General features: G+C 71.9%; 15 protein-coding genes. 6 read left to right on the top strand and 9 right to left on the bottom strand.

Annotated features, from left to right (window positions below):
- Positions 1 to 62 precede the first annotated feature (62 nt).
- Both ACTMTJ_RS30770 and ACTMTJ_RS30765 read left to right on the top strand, forming a co-directional pair.
- On the top strand, positions 63 to 1019 hold the full coding sequence (locus ACTMTJ_RS30770) for an acyl-CoA desaturase (protein ID WP_441222079.1): 957 nt from the start codon (positions 63 to 65) through the stop codon (positions 1017 to 1019).
- A 56-nt stretch (positions 1020 to 1075) separates the two neighbouring features.
- A complete protein-coding gene (locus tag ACTMTJ_RS30765; protein ID WP_441222260.1) occupies positions 1076 to 1678 on the top strand; it encodes a TetR family transcriptional regulator in 603 nt (200 codons plus the stop codon).
- Here ACTMTJ_RS30765 and ACTMTJ_RS30760 read toward each other — a convergent pair.
- Genes ACTMTJ_RS30760 through ACTMTJ_RS30735 form a run of 6 tightly spaced genes read right to left on the bottom strand, consistent with a single transcriptional unit; the run spans position 1659 to position 7200 of the window.
- Positions 1659 to 2141: a DUF4383 domain-containing protein gene (locus tag ACTMTJ_RS30760; RefSeq protein WP_441222078.1), complete on the bottom strand. Its 483-nt coding sequence runs from the start codon at positions 2139 to 2141 to the stop codon at positions 1659 to 1661. The genes ACTMTJ_RS30765 and ACTMTJ_RS30760 overlap by 20 nt on opposite strands.
- Before the next feature lie 45 nt (positions 2142 to 2186).
- A complete protein-coding gene (locus ACTMTJ_RS30755) occupies positions 2187 to 2648 on the bottom strand; it encodes a DUF4383 domain-containing protein (protein WP_441222076.1) in 462 nt (153 codons plus the stop codon).
- Between the two features lie 51 nt (positions 2649 to 2699).
- Positions 2700 to 4478: an ABC-F family ATP-binding cassette domain-containing protein gene (locus ACTMTJ_RS30750; RefSeq protein ID WP_441222074.1), complete on the bottom strand. Its 1779-nt coding sequence runs from the start codon at positions 4476 to 4478 to the stop codon at positions 2700 to 2702.
- Positions 4478 to 5458 (bottom strand): 4-(cytidine 5'-diphospho)-2-C-methyl-D-erythritol kinase, encoded by a 981-nt coding sequence (locus ACTMTJ_RS30745; protein ID WP_441222072.1) that lies wholly within the window; start codon positions 5456 to 5458, stop codon positions 4478 to 4480. The genes ACTMTJ_RS30750 and ACTMTJ_RS30745 overlap by 1 nt, the downstream gene beginning before the upstream one ends.
- Before the next feature lie 39 nt (positions 5459 to 5497).
- Positions 5498 to 6346, bottom strand: a complete 849-nt coding sequence (gene rsmA, locus ACTMTJ_RS30740) for a 16S rRNA (adenine(1518)-N(6)/adenine(1519)-N(6))-dimethyltransferase RsmA (protein WP_441222071.1) — start codon at positions 6344 to 6346, stop codon at positions 5498 to 5500.
- Positions 6340 to 7200, bottom strand: a complete 861-nt coding sequence (locus ACTMTJ_RS30735) for a TatD family hydrolase (protein WP_441222069.1) — start codon at positions 7198 to 7200, stop codon at positions 6340 to 6342. Before ACTMTJ_RS30735 ends, rsmA begins: the two co-directional genes overlap by 7 nt.
- Positions 7201 to 7286: 86 nt before the next feature.
- Between ACTMTJ_RS30735 and ACTMTJ_RS30730 the strand changes: the two genes are divergently transcribed.
- Positions 7287 to 8537, top strand: coding sequence for a hypothetical protein (locus ACTMTJ_RS30730; protein WP_441222067.1), 1251 nt, complete (start codon positions 7287 to 7289; stop codon positions 8535 to 8537).
- 760 nt (positions 8538 to 9297) lie between these two features.
- On the opposite strand, the gene ACTMTJ_RS30725 is transcribed toward ACTMTJ_RS30730, so the two are convergent.
- Both ACTMTJ_RS30725 and metG read right to left on the bottom strand, forming a co-directional pair.
- On the bottom strand, positions 9298 to 11070 hold the full coding sequence (locus tag ACTMTJ_RS30725) for an MFS transporter (protein ID WP_441222259.1): 1773 nt from the start codon (positions 11068 to 11070) through the stop codon (positions 9298 to 9300).
- Positions 11071 to 11127: 57 nt separating this feature from the next.
- The gene (metG, locus tag ACTMTJ_RS30720; protein ID WP_441222065.1) at positions 11128 to 12912 is read right to left on the bottom strand and encodes a methionine--tRNA ligase; all 1785 of its coding nucleotides are present in this window, start codon (positions 12910 to 12912) and stop codon (positions 11128 to 11130) included.
- 86 nt (positions 12913 to 12998) lie between these two features.
- Here metG and ACTMTJ_RS30715 point away from each other — a divergent pair, with 86 nt between their 5' ends.
- Both ACTMTJ_RS30715 and ACTMTJ_RS30710 read left to right on the top strand, forming a co-directional pair.
- Complete coding sequence (locus tag ACTMTJ_RS30715; protein WP_441222063.1) at positions 12999 to 14462, top strand: hypothetical protein; 1464 nt, start codon at positions 12999 to 13001, stop codon at positions 14460 to 14462.
- Between the two features lie 228 nt (positions 14463 to 14690).
- Positions 14691 to 15458, top strand: a complete 768-nt coding sequence (locus ACTMTJ_RS30710; protein WP_441222061.1) for a hypothetical protein — start codon at positions 14691 to 14693, stop codon at positions 15456 to 15458.
- Here ACTMTJ_RS30710 and rsmI read toward each other — a convergent pair.
- The gene (rsmI, locus tag ACTMTJ_RS30705; RefSeq protein WP_441222059.1) at positions 15446 to 16333 is read right to left on the bottom strand and encodes a 16S rRNA (cytidine(1402)-2'-O)-methyltransferase; all 888 of its coding nucleotides are present in this window, start codon (positions 16331 to 16333) and stop codon (positions 15446 to 15448) included. The two genes, ACTMTJ_RS30710 and rsmI, sit on opposite strands and share 13 nt — an antisense overlap.
- On the opposite strand from rsmI, the gene ACTMTJ_RS30700 reads away from it, so the two are divergent.
- Positions 16332 to 18041 carry a dolichyl-phosphate-mannose--protein mannosyltransferase gene (locus tag ACTMTJ_RS30700; RefSeq protein ID WP_441222058.1) on the top strand — a complete coding sequence of 570 codons (1710 nt, stop codon included), beginning with the start codon at positions 16332 to 16334 and terminating at the stop codon, positions 18039 to 18041. The genes rsmI and ACTMTJ_RS30700 overlap by 2 nt on opposite strands.
- Positions 18042 to 18193 lie beyond the last annotated feature (152 nt).

Genomic DNA, 18193 nt, shown 5'->3' with positions numbered 1-18193 from the left:
GACGTAGGCGTAGCTTTGAACCCCCGGACGCCCAAAGCCCCACTTCAGCGCAGCGAGGTGACATGTCCACAGCCACCCTCGACGACACCACCGTCAAGAATCCGAAGCCGCTCACCGACGGCAAGCAGTCCACCGGCATCCTGATCGGCCTCTGGGCCTTCGTGGTGCTCCCGTTCCTCGCCGTCTTCGCCGCCGTGCCGATCGCATGGGGCGGCTGGCTCGGCTGGACCGACGTCGCGATCTTCCTCGTGCTGTACTCGGTCTCCGGCCTCGGCATCACCGTGGGCTTCCACCGCTACTTCACCCACGGGTCGTTCAAGGCGAAGCGGTGGCTGCGGGTGTCGCTGGCCGTGGCCGGCTCGTTCGCGGTCGAGGGCAACATCACGCAGTGGGTGGCGGATCACCGCCGGCACCACATGTTCTCGGACGTGGAGGGTGACCCGCACTCGCCGTGGCGCTTCGGCACGGGCTTCTGGGCGCTGACCAAGGGTCTGTGGTTCGCCCACATGGGTTGGCTCTTCCACCGCGAGCTGTCCAACCGTGACCGCTTCGCGCCGGACCTGGTGGCCGACAAGGACATCAACAAGGTCGACCGGCTGTTTCCCCTGCTGGTGACGATCTCGATGCTCGCACCGGCGGTCGCGGGCGGGCTGGTGACCTGGTCGTGGCAGGGCGCGCTGACCGCGTTCTTCTGGGCCGGTCTCGTGCGCGTCGGCCTGCTCCACCACATCACCTGGTCGATCAACTCGATCTGCCACGTCTACGGTGAGCGCCCCTTCGAGGTGCGCCAGGGTGACAAGGCGGCCAACTTCTGGCCGCTGGCGATCCTGTCGTTCGGCGAGAGCTGGCACAACCTGCACCACGCCGACCCGACGTGCGCCCGCCACGGCGTGCTGCGCGGCCAGATCGACATCTCGGCGCGCGCCATCTGGATCTTCGAGAAGCTCGGCGCGGCGTATGACGTCCGCTGGCCGAAGCCGGAGCGCATCGCGGCGAAGCTGGTAAAACCGACCTCGTGACTGACAGCCCGAGCACCAACGGGGTGGCGCCGGCCAAGACCGGCAGCCGGGTGCGGATGCCCGCGGCGCAGCGCCGCGAGCAGCTCATCTCGATCGGACGCGAGCTTTTCGCGGAGCGCGGGTTCGACGCGACCTCCATCGAGGAGGTCGCGTCGCGCGCGAAGGTCTCCAAACCCGTCGTGTACGAGCACTTCGGCGGCAAGGAGGGCCTCTACGCGGTGGTGGTCGACCGCGAGGTCCGTTCGCTGCTCGACCGGATCACCAACGCGCTGACCGCCGGCCATCCCCGCGAGCTGCTGGAGCAGGCGGCGCTGGCGCTGCTCGACTACATCGAGTCGGAGACCGACGGCTTTCGGGTGCTGGTGCGCGAGTCGCCGCTGTTGTCGTCCGGTGGCAATTTCAGCAGTGTGCTCAACGACATCGCGCACCAGGTGGAGCACATCCTGGGCGCCGAGTTCAAGACGCGCGGGTACGACCCGAAGCTGGCCGAGCTCTACTCGCAGGCGCTGGTGGGCATGGTGGCGCTGACCGGCCGCTGGTGGCTGGAGGTGCGCAAGCCGCGTAAGGACACGGTGGCGGCGCACCTGGTCAACCTCGCGTGGAACGGCCTGTCGCACCTGGAGGCGAAGCCGGCGCTCCTCACTCGGCGGGCGAAGTAGTGGCGGGTGCGGCGTTGCGCCGGTAGGCCTCCTCGGCTTCGACGTCTTCGGACGAGCCGACCTTGTCGTACAGGCCGGCGGTGAGCACCAGCAGCCCGAAGATGAACGACACGATGCTGTTGACCATCGAGAAGTTGAGGATGTTGGCGTCGGTCTCCATCAGCGTCATCATGGTCAGCCCGACCAGGATGAACACCAGGCCGGCACCGAGGTTGACCATGTGTTCGACGTTGCCGCCGATGACCGCGGCGGCGAGCAGCACGGCGCCGTAGACGACCGACAGGATGGCGAAGGCCAGGTTGGTGCGCAGGCCGAGCACCCACACGTCGCCCCGGTCGAAGAGCGGGTCACCCGCGGTCTGGATCAGGCCGATGATGCCGAAGACCAGGATGTACAGGCCGATCAGGCCGGAGAGCGTGCGGTACAGCGGTCGCATTGGATGATTGACCGGGATGTGCGCCATACCAGGATTGTCACCCGGTGGCGGCCTCTCCGCAGCCGCAAACGGCTACTCGAGCAGGAGCCTGGCGTCGCGCGATGCCCGGGCCTGCTCGTCGGTGCCGAGCTTGCCGTACATGCCGGCGAGCAGCAGCACGAGCGCCAGCACCATCGTGACGATGACGGTGGGCATCGTGAAGTTGAGGTAGTTGGCGTCGGTGCGCATCACGGCGAGGCCGGCGAGGCTGAGCCCGCCGAGTCCGTACCCGGCCGCCTTGTGGATCGCCACGTCGATGTTGCGGCCGACGGCAACGCCGATCAGGATGATCAGCCCGACGGCGATCGAGATGACCGAGTGGCCGAGGTTGGTGCCCTGCCAGAGGGCCTCGGCGTCGTTCTGGGCGAAGAACTCGTCGCCGCTCGTTTCGATCAGCCCGAGGACGCCGAAGACGATCAGATAGAGGCCGGCCAGCCCGCCGAGCGCCCGGTAGGTGGGGCGCAGCGGGTGGTTCACGGGAAAGTGGCTCGCCATGGCCCGTGATTCTGGACCATCGGTCTCATCCGGCCTCGGGCAGCCCCACGATCAGTGATCTGGCACCTGGTCGGCGAGCGCGAGCCAGGCCTCTTCCGTCTCGGCGCGCTCCGCCTGTGCGGCCTTGAGCTGCGCGTCGAGCTCGGCGATCCGGGCGTAGTCGGTGGCGTGGCGGGCCATCTCGTCGTGCAGCGCCGCTTCCCGCTGTTCGAGCTTGGCGACGGTGCGCTCCAGCCGGGCCAGCTCCTTGCGGGCGGCGCGCGTGTCACCTGCGGACGGCCGGGGTCCTCGTTCCGCCCGTGCTGGCGGCGTGGCCTCCTGGGTGACGGACGCCAGGTACTCCTCGACGCCGCCGACGAGGTGGCGGAGCTGGCCGTCGCCCATCAGCGCGTACACCGTGTCGGTGACCCGCTCGACCAGGTAGCGGTCGTGGCTGGCCACCACCAGCGTGCCGGGCCAGCTGTCGAGCAGGTCTTCGAGCGAGGCGAGGGTGTCGGTGTCGAGGTCGTTGGTGGGCTCGTCGAGCAGGAGCACGTTGGGCTCGCCGGCGAGGAGGCGGAGCATCTGGAGTCGCCGCCGCTCGCCGCCGGAGAGGTCGGACACGGGTGTCCACACGCGACGGTCGGTGAACCCGAACACCTCGGCGAGCTGTGCGGCCGACAGCTCGCGGTCGCCGAGCTTGACCCGCTTGGCGACCTCTTCGACCGCCTCCAGCAGGCGCAGGTGGCCGGGCAGCTCGGCCAGCTCCTGGGAAAGGAACGCGGTGCGCACCGTGGCGCCCACCCGCAGCGTGCCCTCGGTCGGTGCGAGCCGCTGCGCGAGCAGCCGCAGGAGCGTGGTCTTGCCGGCCCCGTTGGCGCCCAGGATGGCGATGCGGTCGCCCGGCCCGACCTGCCACGTGACCTGGTCGAGGATCTTCTTGGGTCCGGCGTGGAGGGTGACGTCGGCCAGGTCGTACACCTGCTTGCCGAGCCGTGCGGTGGCGAGCCTGCGCAGGGAGACGGTGTCGCGCGGCGGTGGCACGTCGGCGATGAGCGCGTTTGCCGCCTCGATCCGGAAGCGTGGCTTGGACGTGCGGGCCGGCGGCCCGCGGCGGAGCCAGGCGATCTCTTTGCGGAGGAGGTTTTGCCGGCGGGCCTCGGTGGCGGCGGCGACCCGTTCGCGCTCGGCGCGGGTGAGGGTCCAGGCCGCGAAGCCGCCCTCGTACGCGCGCACGGCCTGGTCGGCGACCTCCCAGGTGGCGGTGCAGACCGCGTCGAGGAACCACCGGTCGTGGGTGACGACCACGAGCGCGCCGCGGCGGCCGGTGAGGTGGTTGGCCAGCCAGTCGACGCCGGCCACGTCGAGGTGGTTGGTGGGCTCGTCGAGGATCAGCAGGTCGGCGGCGCGGACCAGCAGCGCGGCCAGCGCGACGCGCCGCCGCTCGCCGCCGGACATCGGCCCGACGGGCTGGTCGAGGCCGAGGTGGGGCATGCCCAGACCGTCCAGGATGGAACGGACGCCCGCGTCGCCGGCCCACTCGTGCTCGGCCGCGAACCCTTCACCGAGCCAGGCGGTGCCGATCACGACGTCGTGGACGGTGGCGTCGGCGGCCAGGTCGAGCGACTGTGGCAGCCACGCCACGCGCAGGTCGCGGCGGTGGGTGACCCGGCCCGCGTCCGGCTCTTCGATCTTGGTGAGCAGCCGCAGCAGCGTCGACTTGCCGGCGCCGTTGAGGCCTACGACGCCTACCCGGTCGGCGTCGTCGAGCCCGAGGGAGACGTCGGTGAGCAGGGGGCCGGCCGCGCCGTACCCCTTGGACACCCGGTCCAGGTTGACGATGTTGGCCATCAGACGACGCGGGCTCCGGCGACCGGGCCGTGCGCGGTGCGGGCTGCGCGGCACACCTCGGCCGCGGTCAGGTCTTCGGCGATCTGGGTGGCGTGCTGGCCGTCGGCGGCGAGGAACACGCAGGTGGGACCGGAGCCGGAGACGAGGCCGGCGAGCGCGCCGGCGGCGTGGCCGGCCTTGAGCACGTCGGCGAGGCCGGGCCGCAGGGAGAGGGCGGCGGCCTGGAGGTCGTTGTCGAGCGCCGCGCCGAGCACGGCCGGGTCGCGCTGCCGCAGGGCGGCGAGCAGCTGGTCGGCGCTGCCGAGCAGCGGGTTGCTGGCGTGGCCGGGGAGGCGCGGCGCCTGCCCGGCCTCCCGCAGGCGGTCGAGCTCGCGGTAGACGTCTGGTGTGGAGAGGCCGCCGTCGGCGATCGCGATCACCCAGTGCCACGAGCTGGGCCGGGCGAGCACCGGGCTGACCGCTTCGCCCCGGCCGGTGCCGAGGGCGGTGCCCCCGTATACGAGGAAGGGCACGTCGGAGCCGACGCCGGCGGCGACCGCGGCCAGCTCGTCGCGGGAGAGGCCGAGCCCCCACAGCGCGTCGCAGGCGACGAGCGCGGCGGCCGCGTCGGCGCTGCCACCGGCGAGGCCGGCCGCGAGCGGGATCTGCTTGCGCAGGTGGAGGCGGGCGTGTGCGGGCACCTTGGCGTGGGCGGCGAGGGCGCGGGCCGCGCGGATCACCAGGTTGCTCTCGTCGAGGGCCAGCTCGCCGGCCCCCTCACCTTCCATGGTGAGCGTAAGCGTGTCGCCGCGGCGTGCGGTCAGCTCGTCGTACAGCGAGATCGCGTGGTAGACGGTGCTGAGCTCGTGGTATCCGTCCGGCCGCGCGGGCCCGACGCCGAGGTGCAGGTTGATCTTCGCGGGGACGCGCACCTTCACCGGCCCGGACGCCGCGAGGCGCGGCCGGTCCAGCTCCTCGTCCGGCCGCCAAGCCTCGGTCACGGAGCGATGTCCTGCACTCGCGCTCGCACGTCCGTCAGACTACTCGGCGGCCCGGCTCGGTACGGGCGCGGCAAGCGCTATGGCGACGAACTCGTCCACCGTCAGCGACTCGCCGCGCGCGCCCGGATCGACGCCGGCCGCCTCCAGCACGGCCGCCGCGCGGTCGGGGCCGCCCGCCCAGCCGGCCAGCGCGGCCCGGAGGGTCTTGCGCCGCTGGGCGAATGCGGCATCGACGACCGCGAACACCCGCTCGCGCGGGGCGGCCGGCTGCTCACGCTTGGTGAAGGCGACGAGCCCGGAGTCGACGTTGGGTACGGGCCAGAAGACGCTCGGCGGCACCCGGCCGGCGTTGCGGGCGCCCGCGTACCAGGCGAGCTTGACCGACGGCACGCCGTAGACCTTCGAGCCGGGCCCGGCCACGAGCCGGTCGGCGACCTCCTTCTGCACCATGACCAGCCCGTGCCGCAGGGTGGGCAGCTCGGCGAGCAGGTGGAGGACCACGGGGACGGCCACGTTGTACGGCAGGTTGGCGACCAGCGCGGTCGGCGCCGGGTGGAGGTCGGCCGCGGTGATCCGCAGCGCGTCGGCGTGGTGCACGGTGAGGTTGGCGGGGTGGCCGGCGGTCTCGGCGAGCGCGCCGGCCAACACCGGGTCGATCTCCACCGCGTGGACGTGGCGGGCGGCGGGCAGCAGGCCGAGGGTGAGCGAGCCGAGACCGGGCCCCACCTCGACCACCACGTCATCGGAGTCGAGGGCGGCGGCGGTCACGATGCGGCGCACCGTGTTGGGGTCGTGCACGAAGTTTTGCCCGAGGCGCTTGGTGGGCGCGACCCCCAGCCGCGCGGCGAGCGCCCGGATCTCCGCCGGGCCGAGCAGGTCGGCTACCACGGCCCGAAGACGCGGTCGCCGGTCGCGGAGATCGCGGCGCAGAGCTCGTCGAGGTCGGCCCCGGTCGCGTCGGCCAGGTGGCGGACGGTGAGCGGGATCAGGTACGAGGCGTTCGGCCGGCCCCGGAACGGCATCGGCGTCAGGTAGGGCGCGTCGGTTTCGACGAGCATCTGCTTGATCGGCGTGACCCGGGCCGCGTCGCGCAGGGCCACCGCGCTGGCGAACGTGACCGTGCCGGCGAAGCTCAGCACGTACCCGCGGCGCACGCACTCGGCGGCGAAGTCGGCGTCGCCGGAGAAGCAGTGCAGCACCACCGCCTCCGGGGCGCCCTCGTCGTCCAGGACGCGGAGTATGTCGGCGTGCGCGTCGCGGTCGTGGATCACCAGCGCCTTGCCGTGCCGCTTGGCGATCGCGATGTGCGCCCGAAAGCTCGCCTCCTGCGCGGCCCGCCCCTCGTCACCGGTGCGAAACGTGTCCATGCCGGTCTCGCCGACACCGCGTACGCGCTCGTGGCCGGCCAGGTCTTCGATCACGCGCAACGCTTCGTCGAGATCACTCAGGCGTGGCGCCTCGTTGGGGTGCAGCGCCACGGTCGCGACGATCGCCGGGTGCTGGTCGGCGACCTCGACACCCCAGCGCGACGAGTCCACGTCGACGCCCACCTGCACCAGCCGGTCGACACCCGCCGCCGCGGCGAGCCCGACGAGCTCGGCCACGCCACCCGGCGCACCCTCCTCGGCCACGGTGATGTCCAGGTGGGTGTGGCTGTCGATCACGGGGACCGCCAGTGGCTCCGGTGGCGGCGGAAACTCCCCTTGGCGCTGGCGTCGCGAACTCCTCATCGCGCCCAGCATCCCACGGGCGTGTCGTGCCGGGTGTCACAGGTAGGCGTAACCCTGCGTTCACCCACCGGCACGGGCTGCGGCCTATTGTCGGCGGGGTGACAGTGACCCCTTCGCCCACACAGCCGCACATGGCGGGCGCGGGTTTGCACGTCACATACGAGGGCGTGATCTACACGGCCGAGGAGCTGGCGCACGGCGCGGCCTACGAGCTGTTCAGCAGCGACCCGGCCGACGGCTTCGAGCGCAACCCTCGTCCCGGCGCCGCCTACCCGTGGCACAGGTTCGTGCACGTCACCGAGGTGACCTCGGTCGACGGCGTGCGCGCGGCCGCGCCCGAGGGGCTTGAGGCGCCGCTCATGGTCCCGCTCAATAGGGCCCGCGGGTGGCACGACATCCACGCGCTCAGCCAGTCTCCGGCGTTCGCGCACGACCCGACCGTCAGCGGCATCCGGCGCACGGCCGCGATCCGCCGCGGCACCCGCATGTTCAAGGTGCTCTCGGCCCGCCAGCTCTCCGGTTACCTGCGGGGGTGGCTGCCGCACGGGTTCTGCTACCGCGAGCACGACGTCGCCCACCTGCGTACGCCGGCCAATCTGGCGCTGCTGCGCACCGACAGCGAGTCCGCGCGTGACGACCCGGACGTGGTGTTCGCGATCCGGTGGCGGGCCGTCGACCCGTATGACTTCGAGATCCCCCTCGGCGACAATCAGGGCGGCCTGGCCGGCATGCCCTCGCACGACCGCATGGGCGCGCCGGTGCTGGGCACCGGGTTCACACCGAGTGGGCGGTTCGTGATCCCCGAGTTCGTCACCACCGACTTCGCCGACCTGCCGCTGCCGTCCAATGCCACGCTGCTGGCGTATACGCCGGATGGCACCGAGGTCGCGCTGTACACGTATCAGCCGGAGCAGCGAGGCTGGCTGCGCATGGTCGGCCCGCAGTGGCGCCACCTGCTCCACAGCGTGCCCGACATCGCGCCCGAGCAGGAGTACGTGCCGAGCGACGAAAAGACCAAGTCCACCCGCCTGGTGGGGCGCTACCGCGGCCAGGAGTACGAGGCGGTGGCCGACCCGCCCGGCGAGTTCCGGGTGCTGGCGATGACCCGGGCCGCGCGCTACCCGGTGGAGGCCCTGGCCCGCCGCGCGGCCTACGCCCGCTGGCGCGGTGCCGATTGCCTGGTGCTCCGGCAGGAGTCGGGCTGGACCCGGCTACGCCTGTGCCGCCCCGACCCCGACAACGTGGCGGCGCTCGGCGCCCAGTGCTACGAGCGCGGCGTCTACGAGGCGTGGGCGCCGGCGGCCGAGATCACCGACCACCGCATCGTCAACATCGAGTACGCCCTCTAAAGACCAAGACCCTTTGAGCTGCCGCGACGTCCGTCGTGGCCCAGACCGCTGCTCCCGCGGCCTCACCCTCCGCGGTTCACAACCGGGACGACCCCGGCCTCGCGCGATTGTCAAGGTCGCGGAAGCACACCACGGTGCGGCACGCTTCCTCCTTGATCGGCGTGAGGGGATCGGCAATGCCGTCGCGGTCCATGCCGCTGCTCACGGACAGACGCGCCATCACCGTCAGTAACGGCCACAGCGGGCGTAAAACCGCGTCCGATGCCAGATCTTGGAGAGTTAGGGCGCTATTTCAGCCATAACTCTCCAAGATCTGAAAGCCCTACCCCGACACTGGTAACGCTACGTCAGGATGTCGGGGAGTAGAGGCATACGGCTGTCCGCGAACTCACCCGGGGGCTTGTCCCGCGGACTCGGCAGTGGACGGCCGGGGAATTCGGCTCGCCCTGGCGAGCCGCCGGCCGGGAACGGTGCCCGCGGGAGCATACGGTCCGTAGCTGACGCGGACCTGGGAAATCTGCCTCGAATTTGACCATGCATTGTGGCCAGGCGCGCCAACCCCGACCGCGAAGCTCTCTAGTGGCAGCTCCGTACCACGATCCGTTGGCAGACGGGGCGGCTTGATAGCGATCAAGGATCAACGCTGCGCCAACCACCCGACCGCGCCGCCAACGCGGTCAAGCCCCGACAAAACGGGGAAGCAGCGGTCGGGACAGTGCGGTAGCTCAAACCTTGGTTGAAGTGCCCTGAGGGTGAGCGGCTACCTGAGGCCGACGATGCGCAGGATTTCTTCCAGGGGCATCGAGCGCACCGCGGCGCGCACCAGGCTGACCGTCCACGCGGGCACGTCGCCGCGCTGCTCGGCGTCGTCGAGTGCCTTGTTGACCGCGGCCCGCACCGTGCGGTCGACGGTCGGCGGGTCCCAGTCGACGTCGGCGAAGCCGGGCTGGCCGGCCAGTGCGAGCAGGAAGCGCTCGCGCGACATGCCGAGCTCGCACGCCGCGCCGTGCAGCGCGCTGTATGCCACCCGCTGCACCAGCGCGTCGACGCCGTCGCCGGGGTAGGGATCGGGCGGGGCCGCGCACGGGTCGGTCTCCTGGTAGCGCCCGTGGTCGCGGGCGCCGGCGGCCACTTCCGCGGCGACCAGGGCGGGCCCGGCCAGCACGAGAACAGCGAGCACCGCGGTCGGGCCGGCACGCCACCGCGGGTACGCCATGGATGGCCGGCGCACCGCGAAGGCCGCGAGGACGGTCAGGAGGGCGAGCGCCGCGGCGGCAAGGAAAGCCGGGCGGAACGCCCGGGTGAGCACGGCGCTGAGGCGGTGGTCGACCTCCTCGACCACGGCGGTGGTCGCCTCCGCGCGGTCGGTGGTGTCGACGGCGGCGGCCAGGTCGGGCACGGCCCCGCGCGGCGCCCCGACGAACGTGTCGCGCACCGAGAGCGCGAGCCGCAGCTTCTCCTGCACCGGCATGCGGGCGTCGAGCAGCACGCCGGTGCCGGTGACCACGGCCTGCTGGGCGCCGTCGGTGAGCGAGCCGGCCAGCAGCGGCGCGATCACGACGAGGCCGAGCACCAGGCCGGCGTGCTTGGCCGCCACCACCGAGCCGCCCGACCGCACGATCGGGGCCGAGGCGGGCACCGCGGCCGCCGAGAGCACCCGCGCGACCACGCCGAAACCGGCGCCGCACAGGAAGAGCGCCACGGCCGCCCAGGCCAGGCCCGCCGCGGGCAGGAACGCCAGGCCCAGCAGGCCGGTGCAGAGCGCGAGAGTGCCACCCACGACGCGGACCGCGGGGCCGGCGCTCGCGGTCAGGCGGCTGGCGATGATCGTGCCGGCCGGCAGCGCCATCATCACGAACGCCGCCGCGAGCGGGCTGAACCGCCAGATCTCGACGAGCAGCAGCACGCCGAGGAAGAGCGCGCCGACGAGCCCGGCGAAGAGCGTGACGTAGCCGGCGGTCGCCCACAGCGGGTTGGTGGCCGGCACGTCGGGCTCAGGCTCCAGCGCCGGCGTGGGTGACAGCGCGAGCACGCCGAGCGCCAGCAGCGCCACCGGCACCTGAGCGAGGAAGATCACCCGCCAGTCGAACGCCTCCGTGAGCGCGCCGCCGAGCGCCGGGCCCACGGCCAGGCCCGCGGTGGCGGCACCGCTCCACAGGCGCCGGCCACGATCCCGCCCCACATGCGCGCTGAGCAGCTCGAGCGCCCCGGACAGCAGCGCGGCCGCGCCGATGCCCTGCACCACGCGGCCAGCGAAGAGGCCACCCAGCGAACCGGTGAGGCCGCACCACGCCGAGCCGGCCGCGAAGAGGGCGAGGCCGGCCATCGTGAGGGGCCTGGTCGGCAGCCACCGGCGCACGATCACCAGCGCCACCGCCGCGGCCGTCACCGCGACCGCGTAGCCGGTCAGCACCCAGGAGACGCCGACGATCGTCGTGTCGAAGCGCGCGTAGATCGCGGGGAGGGCCAGCGCGACGATGGATGCGTCGGCGAACGCCAACGCGACGACACCGGTCAGGGTGGCGGCCGGCATCTTCACGCCTGCCAGTCTCCCGGGTACGCGCTACGCCGCGACACCCTGAAAAGCCCCTTACTCCCCCGGATCTAGGCGAGCGAGCTCCTCGTCGACGATCGAGGGGTCGAGCTTGCGGAAGACCGGCTTGGGCGGGGCGAGCGCGCGACCGGCCTCGATCGGCACCGACTCCCACCGCGCGCCAGCCGTGTAGTCGCCGGTCAGGATCGGGTACGACGGGCCGCCGTCGAGATCCTCGACCTGGACGATCGAGGGCATCGGCGCGTGTACGCCGGCGCCGCCGAGCAGCTCGTGCACCTTCTGCGCGCTGTGCGGCAGGAACGGCGTGAGCAGCGTGTTGCAGTCGCTCACCGCCTGAAGCGCCACGTGTAGCACGGTGCCCATCCGCTCCGGGTCGTCCTTCATCTTCCAGGGCGCCTGGTCGGACAGGTACTTGTTGGCCTCGCCCACGACCCGCATCGCCTCGCCGATCGCCTGCTTCTGGCGGTGCTTTTCGAGCAGGCTCCCGACGCCTGCGAACGCCTTTCGGGAGGTCTCCAGCAGCGCCTGGTCTTCGGCCGTCAACTCGCCCGCGGGTGGGATGGCGCCGAAGTTCTTGGCGGCCATCGAGATCGAACGGTTGACGAGGTTGCCCCAGCCGGCCACCAGCTCGTCGTTGTTGCGCCGCAGGAACTCGGCCCAGGTGAAGTCGGTGTCCTGGCTCTCCGGGCCGGCCACGGCGATGAAGTAGCGGAGGGCGTCCGCGTCGTACCGCTCCAGGAAGTCGCGCACGTAGATGACCACCTGGCGGGACGAGGAGAACTTGCGCCCCTCCATCGTCAGGAACTCGCTGGAGACCACCTCGGTCGGCAGGTTGAGGCGGCCCAGCCGGCCGGGCTCGCCGCCGCGGTCGCCCTCACCGGAGTAGCCCAGCAGGAGCGCCGGCCAGATCACCGAGTGGAAGACGATGTTGTCCTTGCCCATGAAGTAGTAGGCGCGGACCGGCTCTTCGGACCACCACTTGCGCCACGCCTCCGGGTCGCCGGAGCGGCGGGCCCACTCGATCGAGGCGGACAGGTAGCCGATCACCGCGTCGAACCACACGTAGATGCGCTTGTCGGTGCGGTCGCGCCAGCCCTCCAGCGGGATCGGCACACCCCACTCCAGGTCGCGCGTGATCGCGCGGGGCTGGAGGTCGTCCAGGAGGTTTTTGGAGAAGCGCAGCACGTTGGGGCGCCAGCCCTCGCGCGAGTCGAGCCACTTGCCGAGCGCCTGGGCGAACGCGGGCAGGTCCAGGAAGAAGTGCTCGGTCTCCACGAACCGCGGCGTCTCACCATTGATCTTGGAGCGCGGGTTGATGAGGTCGATCGGGTCGAGCTGGTTGCCACAGTTGTCGCACTGGTCGCCACGCGCACTGTCGTACCCGCAGATGGGGCAGGTGCCCTCGATGTACCGGTCGGGCAGCGTGCGCCCGGTCGACGGGGAGATCGCGCCCATCGTGACCTTGGGGACGATGTATCCGTTGCGGTGCAGCCCTTCGAACAGCTCCTGCACCACGGCGTAGTGGTTGCCGGTGGTGGTACGGGTGAAGAGGTCGTAGGACAGGCCGAGCCCGTGCAGGTCTTCCACGATCACCCGGTTGTACCGGTCGGCCAGCTCGCGCGGGGTCACGCCCTCCTTGTCGGCCTGCACCTGGATGGGCGTGCCGTGCTCGTCGGTGCCCGAGACCATGAGCACGTCGTGGCCCGCCATCCGCATGTAGCGGCTGAACACGTCGGAGGGCACCCCGAAGCCGGAGACATGACCGATGTGGCGCGGACCGTTGGCATACGGCCAGGCGACAGCCGCGAGAACGTGACTCATAGCGCCCAAGCCTAGTTACTCGAGATTCGCCGACACGCGCGGAACGCTACGCGCTCGGTGCCGCTCGGCGTTGTCCAATGAAGGTTGTGACCGGATCAGCGCCACAACCAGGCGAAACGCACCTGCCCGACACTTCGGCGGGTTCAAGTCCGTGGGCGTCGGACGGGCCCGACGGCGCCTGGTGGCGCGGCGACCCGGCGGCCGCGGCGGCACGGTTCGCCGCGTTGCGCCCGATCGAGCCGATCCCGCCCGCCCCGACGGTCACCCTGGCGGCGCCACTGCCGGCCGAGCCCGTCCCGGCGGATCCGGCGGCCGGCGGCCACTCGCTGCCTGAGACGCTGCCCGCCCTGGTCGCGGCCCAGCCGCCCACCGCGGCCCAGGAGCCGGTCGCGGCCCAGCCGCCCACCGCGGCTCAGGAGCCGGTCGCGGCCCAGCCGCCCACCGCGGCCCAGGAGCCGGTCGCGGCCCAGCCGCCCACCGCGGACGGGGAGCCGGCGCCGGCGGTTGCCGAGGAGCGGCCCGCGCCGGCCACTTCCGATGCGGAGGCCGTCGAGGCGGAGACATTCGAGGCGGAGGTTGCCGAGGCGCGGGCCGTCGAGGCGCACGCCGTCGAGGCGCCGGCCACCGAGACACAGGCCGTCGAGGCGCCGGCCACCGAGGCGGGCGCCGTCGAGACACAGGCCGTCGAGACACAGGCCGTCGAAGCGGCGCCAGACGCGGAGGCCGTCGAGGAGCCGCCCGCACCGGAGCCACTCGACGAGCCGGCGGAAGCGGTCGCGCCACCGGCCGAGCCCGAAACACCCGAACCGGAGCCCGCCGCACAAGAAAAGCCCGCTGACGAAGAGTTCGAAGCCCCGTCGGCGCAGGCCACGATCACGCAGCCCATCGCCGTGCAGGCCGAGCGGGCCGAACGGGAGACCGAAGCGGCCCGGGAGACCGTCCGGATCGCGGCCGTGTCGGAGCCCGACGAGCGCCCGTTCTGGATGCCCGTCCAGGAGATGCCCCGCGGCTCCCGCCGCCCGCCCACGCACGGCCGCCCCGGCCGGCCACCCAAGCCGCCCCGCCGGCCGGCGACCGGCTTGATCGCGCTGCTGGTGTTCGCGCTGCTGGCGACGTTCTTCGCGTGGGTCAGCGCGGAGCCGCTCTGGCTGGCCGTCGGCCACGGCGACAAGGGCACCGCGACGGTCACCGAGTGCACCGGCAACGGCGTGTCGCAGCGCTGCCTGGGCGAGTTCACGGCCGCGGGCGGCGCCTTCACGGCCGAGCGCGTGCGCCTGCTCGGCGTCGGCGAGCAGGACGGCGCCGGCACCACCGTGACCGCCAAGATGGTCGGCTCGGACAGCGGCCGCGCCTACGTCGACGCGGCCAGCGGCGTCCTGCACCTGCGCTGGGGCCTCGGCATGGGCCTGGTCGTGCTCTGCGGCCTCGGCATCGTGTGGGCCACCGGCGCGCTGCGGCTCGAAGACAGCCGCTCCCGCCGCCGCGCCGCCCTCGCCGGCCTCGCCGCCCCGCTCCTCGTCGCGGTCGCCTTCCTGGCCGCGACCTTCTAGTGCGGTGGCCACAAACCTTCACCGGGTGAGCGGCGGCCTTCGGCCACCGCTCACCCGGGCCGGCGAGGCCGGCCAACGTTTGTGGCCACCGCGCTAGCGACCCCTGCGGACTTCACCCTGGTTGTCGGGTCGCGGCTCCGGACCGAAAAGGGTGGTGGCGTTCAAGCCCGCCGATCCGTTAGCGTGCCCCCGCCCGGCCCGAAGGGCCAGCGACCACCGGGGGATCTCATGGCCACACGCGGCACCGCCCTGCTCGGTTTGGGCCTCGTCGGCGTCGTGCTCGGCACTGCCGGATGCATCGGCACCGACCACCCCGAGCCGCGGCCGCTGGAGAGCAGCACCACCTCCGCCGCGGCGCTCCCCGAGGGCCGGGACGAGTTTCTCGAGGCGCTGCGACGGACTCAGGGGGCGAGCCATCGTTACACCGCGGGCGGCGACCTGCCCGATGGGGAACGTGTGCAGGCGTCCGGCGCCTTCGACTCCAAGGCGCGGCTCTTCGAGGCGAAGATCAAGACCAGTGGCGGGAAGTACCCGTCGCACACCCACCGGATCGTCGTCGGCAAGCACGACTACATGCGCAACGTAGGTGACAAGTACTGGGTCCACCTCGACCTCAGCCGGGTGAAGAAGGACAGCCTCGTCTACTTCGACATGAGCGATCCGACCGGCCTCACGGAGTTCGGCTCGCTGATCGGTTCGATGCGGCGCACCGCGCCGGGCAAGTACCAAGGGCACTTCAACCCCGAGAGTGGGCCCCGCCCGTTTCTGCCGCTGGGCGCGCCTGGCGTGGTGTCGCTCGGCATCCGCATCGCCGACTTCACGGCCACCACCGACGCCAAGGGGTGGGTCACGTCGATCACGGTGGAGCTGGAGCCCAGCAAGGGGCCGAAGCTGTCGATGACCACCACGTTCAGCGGCCACGGCACGAAGCTGCCGATCAAGGCGCCGCCGAAGGCGCAGGTGCGCGAGGCCGACGGCATGTACTACGCCAAGTGAGGGGCGTGCACCACCTCGTAGACCTCGCGGCGGCGCAGCCCGTACTCCTCGGCCACCGCCGTGATGGCATCCCTCCGGGTGGTACCCGCGGCCTCCAGGCGGGCGACCGCGGCCCGGACCTCGCTCGCGGGCGGTGCGGCGCGGTCGGCCGGCGTGGCTCCGCCGACGACCAGGGTGATCTCGCCGCGGGGCTGGCCCGCCGCGGCCCAGGCCGCGAGCTCGCCGAGCGGGCGGCGGAGCACCTCCTCGTAGGTCTTGGTCAGCTCCCGGCACACCGCCGCGGGCCGCTCCGCGCCGAACGCCTCCGCCAGGTCACCCAGGCAGGCGGCCACCCGGTGGGGCGACTCGAAGAAGACCATCGTGCGCGGCTCGCCGGCGAGCTCGCGCAGCCGGGCGCGGCGGGCACCGGCGGCGCGGGGCAGGAAGCCCTCGAAGCAGAAGCGGTCGGCGGGCAGCCCGGACACGGCCAGTGCGGTGGTCACCGCGCTGGGGCCGGGCACGGCGGTCACCGGTATCCCGGCGTCGAGCGCGGCCCGCACCAGCCGGTAGCCGGGGTCGGACACGCTCGGCATGCCCCCGTCGGTGATCAGCGCGACGAAGGACCCCTCGCGGAGCGCGTTGACCAGGTCCGGAGTGCGGCGTTCCTCGTTGCCCTCGAAGTAGGAGACGATCCGGCCGGCGACGTTGATCTCCAGGTCACGCGCCAGCCGGGTGAGTCTGCGAGTGTCCTCGGCCGCCACCACGTCGGCGGTGGTTAGGGTGTCGCGCAGGCGGACAGAAGCGTCGGCGACGTTGCCGAGCGGCGCGCCAACGAGCACCAACCTGCCACTACCGGACGTTTCACCCACAGCTAACGGCCTTTCATCGAAGTTCATGACACCAACAGATGGGCAGTGCGCGCCAGATCACACTCCGGCAGCCTACGATCGCGGGGTGACCCCGGCGGCGACAGCACAGACAGCCAGCCCAACGGCACCGGAGGCCGCACCCGAGGCGGCCGAGACGACCGGTGTCGTTGCCCATGGCGACGACAGGCCCGAGAGCGAGCCGGAGCGTTCCGGCGTCGCCGAGATCGTGCGGCGGCGGCTGCTGCCGTTCGACGCGCGGCTGGACCCGTACTCGTGGTTGGCCACCGGCGTCATCGTGCTCATCGCGGGCATCCTCCGCCTGGTCAACCTCAACAGGCCCAAGGGCCTGATCTTCGACGAGGTCTACTACCCCACCGACGCCTGGGACATGTTGCAACACGGCGTGGAGTGGGACGACAAGAACAACGGCCCGGCCTACGTCGTCCACCCGCCACTCGGCAAGTGGATGATCGCGATCGGCGAGCAGACCTTCGGATACAACGAGTGGGGCTGGCGGATCTCCGCCGCGGTCATCGGCACCCTCTCCGTCCTGCTCATGGTGCGCATCGCCCGCCGCATGTTCCACTCCACGGTGCTCGGCTGCGCGGCCGGCCTGCTGATGGCGCTCGACGGTTTCCACCTCGTGCTGTCCCGCATCGGCCTGCTCGACATCTTCCTGATGTTCTTCATCCTGGCCGCGTTCGGCACGCTGGTGATGGACCGCGACTCCCGGCGCGCCAGATGGCTACGCGCCCTGGAAGGCGGCCTCGACCCCACCGCACCCGGCCGCGCCGGCCGCCTGCCCATCCGCGTCCCGTGGTGGCGCATCGCCACGTTCGCCCTGCTCGGCTGCGCCTGCGCGGTCAAGTGGAGCGCGATCTGGTTCGTGCCCGTCTTCGTGCTGATGATCGTGCTGTGGGAGGTGGGCGCCCGCCGCTCGGCCGGCGTGCGCAGGCCCTGGCGCGACGCGTTCATCGGTGAGACCGGCTGGCTGCTGCTCGGCGCGGTGGTGATGGTGCTGACCTACACGGCTAGCTGGTCCGGATGGTTCCTCACCGACGACGGATACTTCCGCCACTGGCTCGCCGACAACGGCCGCTCCGAGCCACCCATCATCGGCGCGCTGCACAACCTGTGGCACTACCACGTAGAGGCCTACAAGTTCCACAGCGGACTCGACGACAAGCACCAGTACCAGTCCTGGCCCTGGCAGTGGCTGCTGCTCGGCCGGCCGATCGCGTTCCACTGGACCACCGACGGCGCCTGCGGTGCCTCCAGCTGCGCCTCGCACATCCTGCTGCTCGGCACGCCGCTGCTGTGGTGGTCGTTCATCCCGGCACTGGCCGCGCTGGCCTGGTTCGGCATCGCCCGCCGCGACTGGCGCGCCGGCGCGATCCTCCTCTGCGTGGCCGCCGCGCTGCTGCCCTGGTTCTACTTCGCCGCACAGCACCGCACGATGTTCGCCTTCTACGCGCTGCCAGCCGAGCCGTTCCTGATCCTGGCCGTCGTCTACGTGCTCGGCGCGATCATGACACCCGCCAGATCCCTGGCCACCACCGACGGCCGACCACCAGACTCAGGCGTCGACCGGCGCATGGTCGGCGCCGTGATCGCCGGCGCCTACGTGCTGCTGGTCGCCATCTGCTTCGCGTACTTCTATCCGATCTTCGTCGGACAATCCATCCCATACGAAGACTGGTCCGCCCGCATGTGGCTGGGCGGCCGCTGGATCTAGGTCCGCTCTCCACTCTCGACTTTCACAGAACGCCGCATGATGCATGACCAAGGCCCAGTGGGCAGCGAGTAGATCTAGACGCGTTTCGGGGTCAGGGTCGCCGCCCGTCGTGGCATTACGTCGAGGCGGATTTTCCCACGTCCGCGTCAGCG

The organism is Phytohabitans sp. LJ34 (assembly GCF_052068095.1).
Lineage (GTDB): Bacteria > Actinomycetota > Actinomycetes > Mycobacteriales > Micromonosporaceae > Phytohabitans.
The sequence above is the reverse complement of the archived record's forward strand: the minus strand, read 5'-3'. Positions and strand labels throughout refer to the sequence as shown.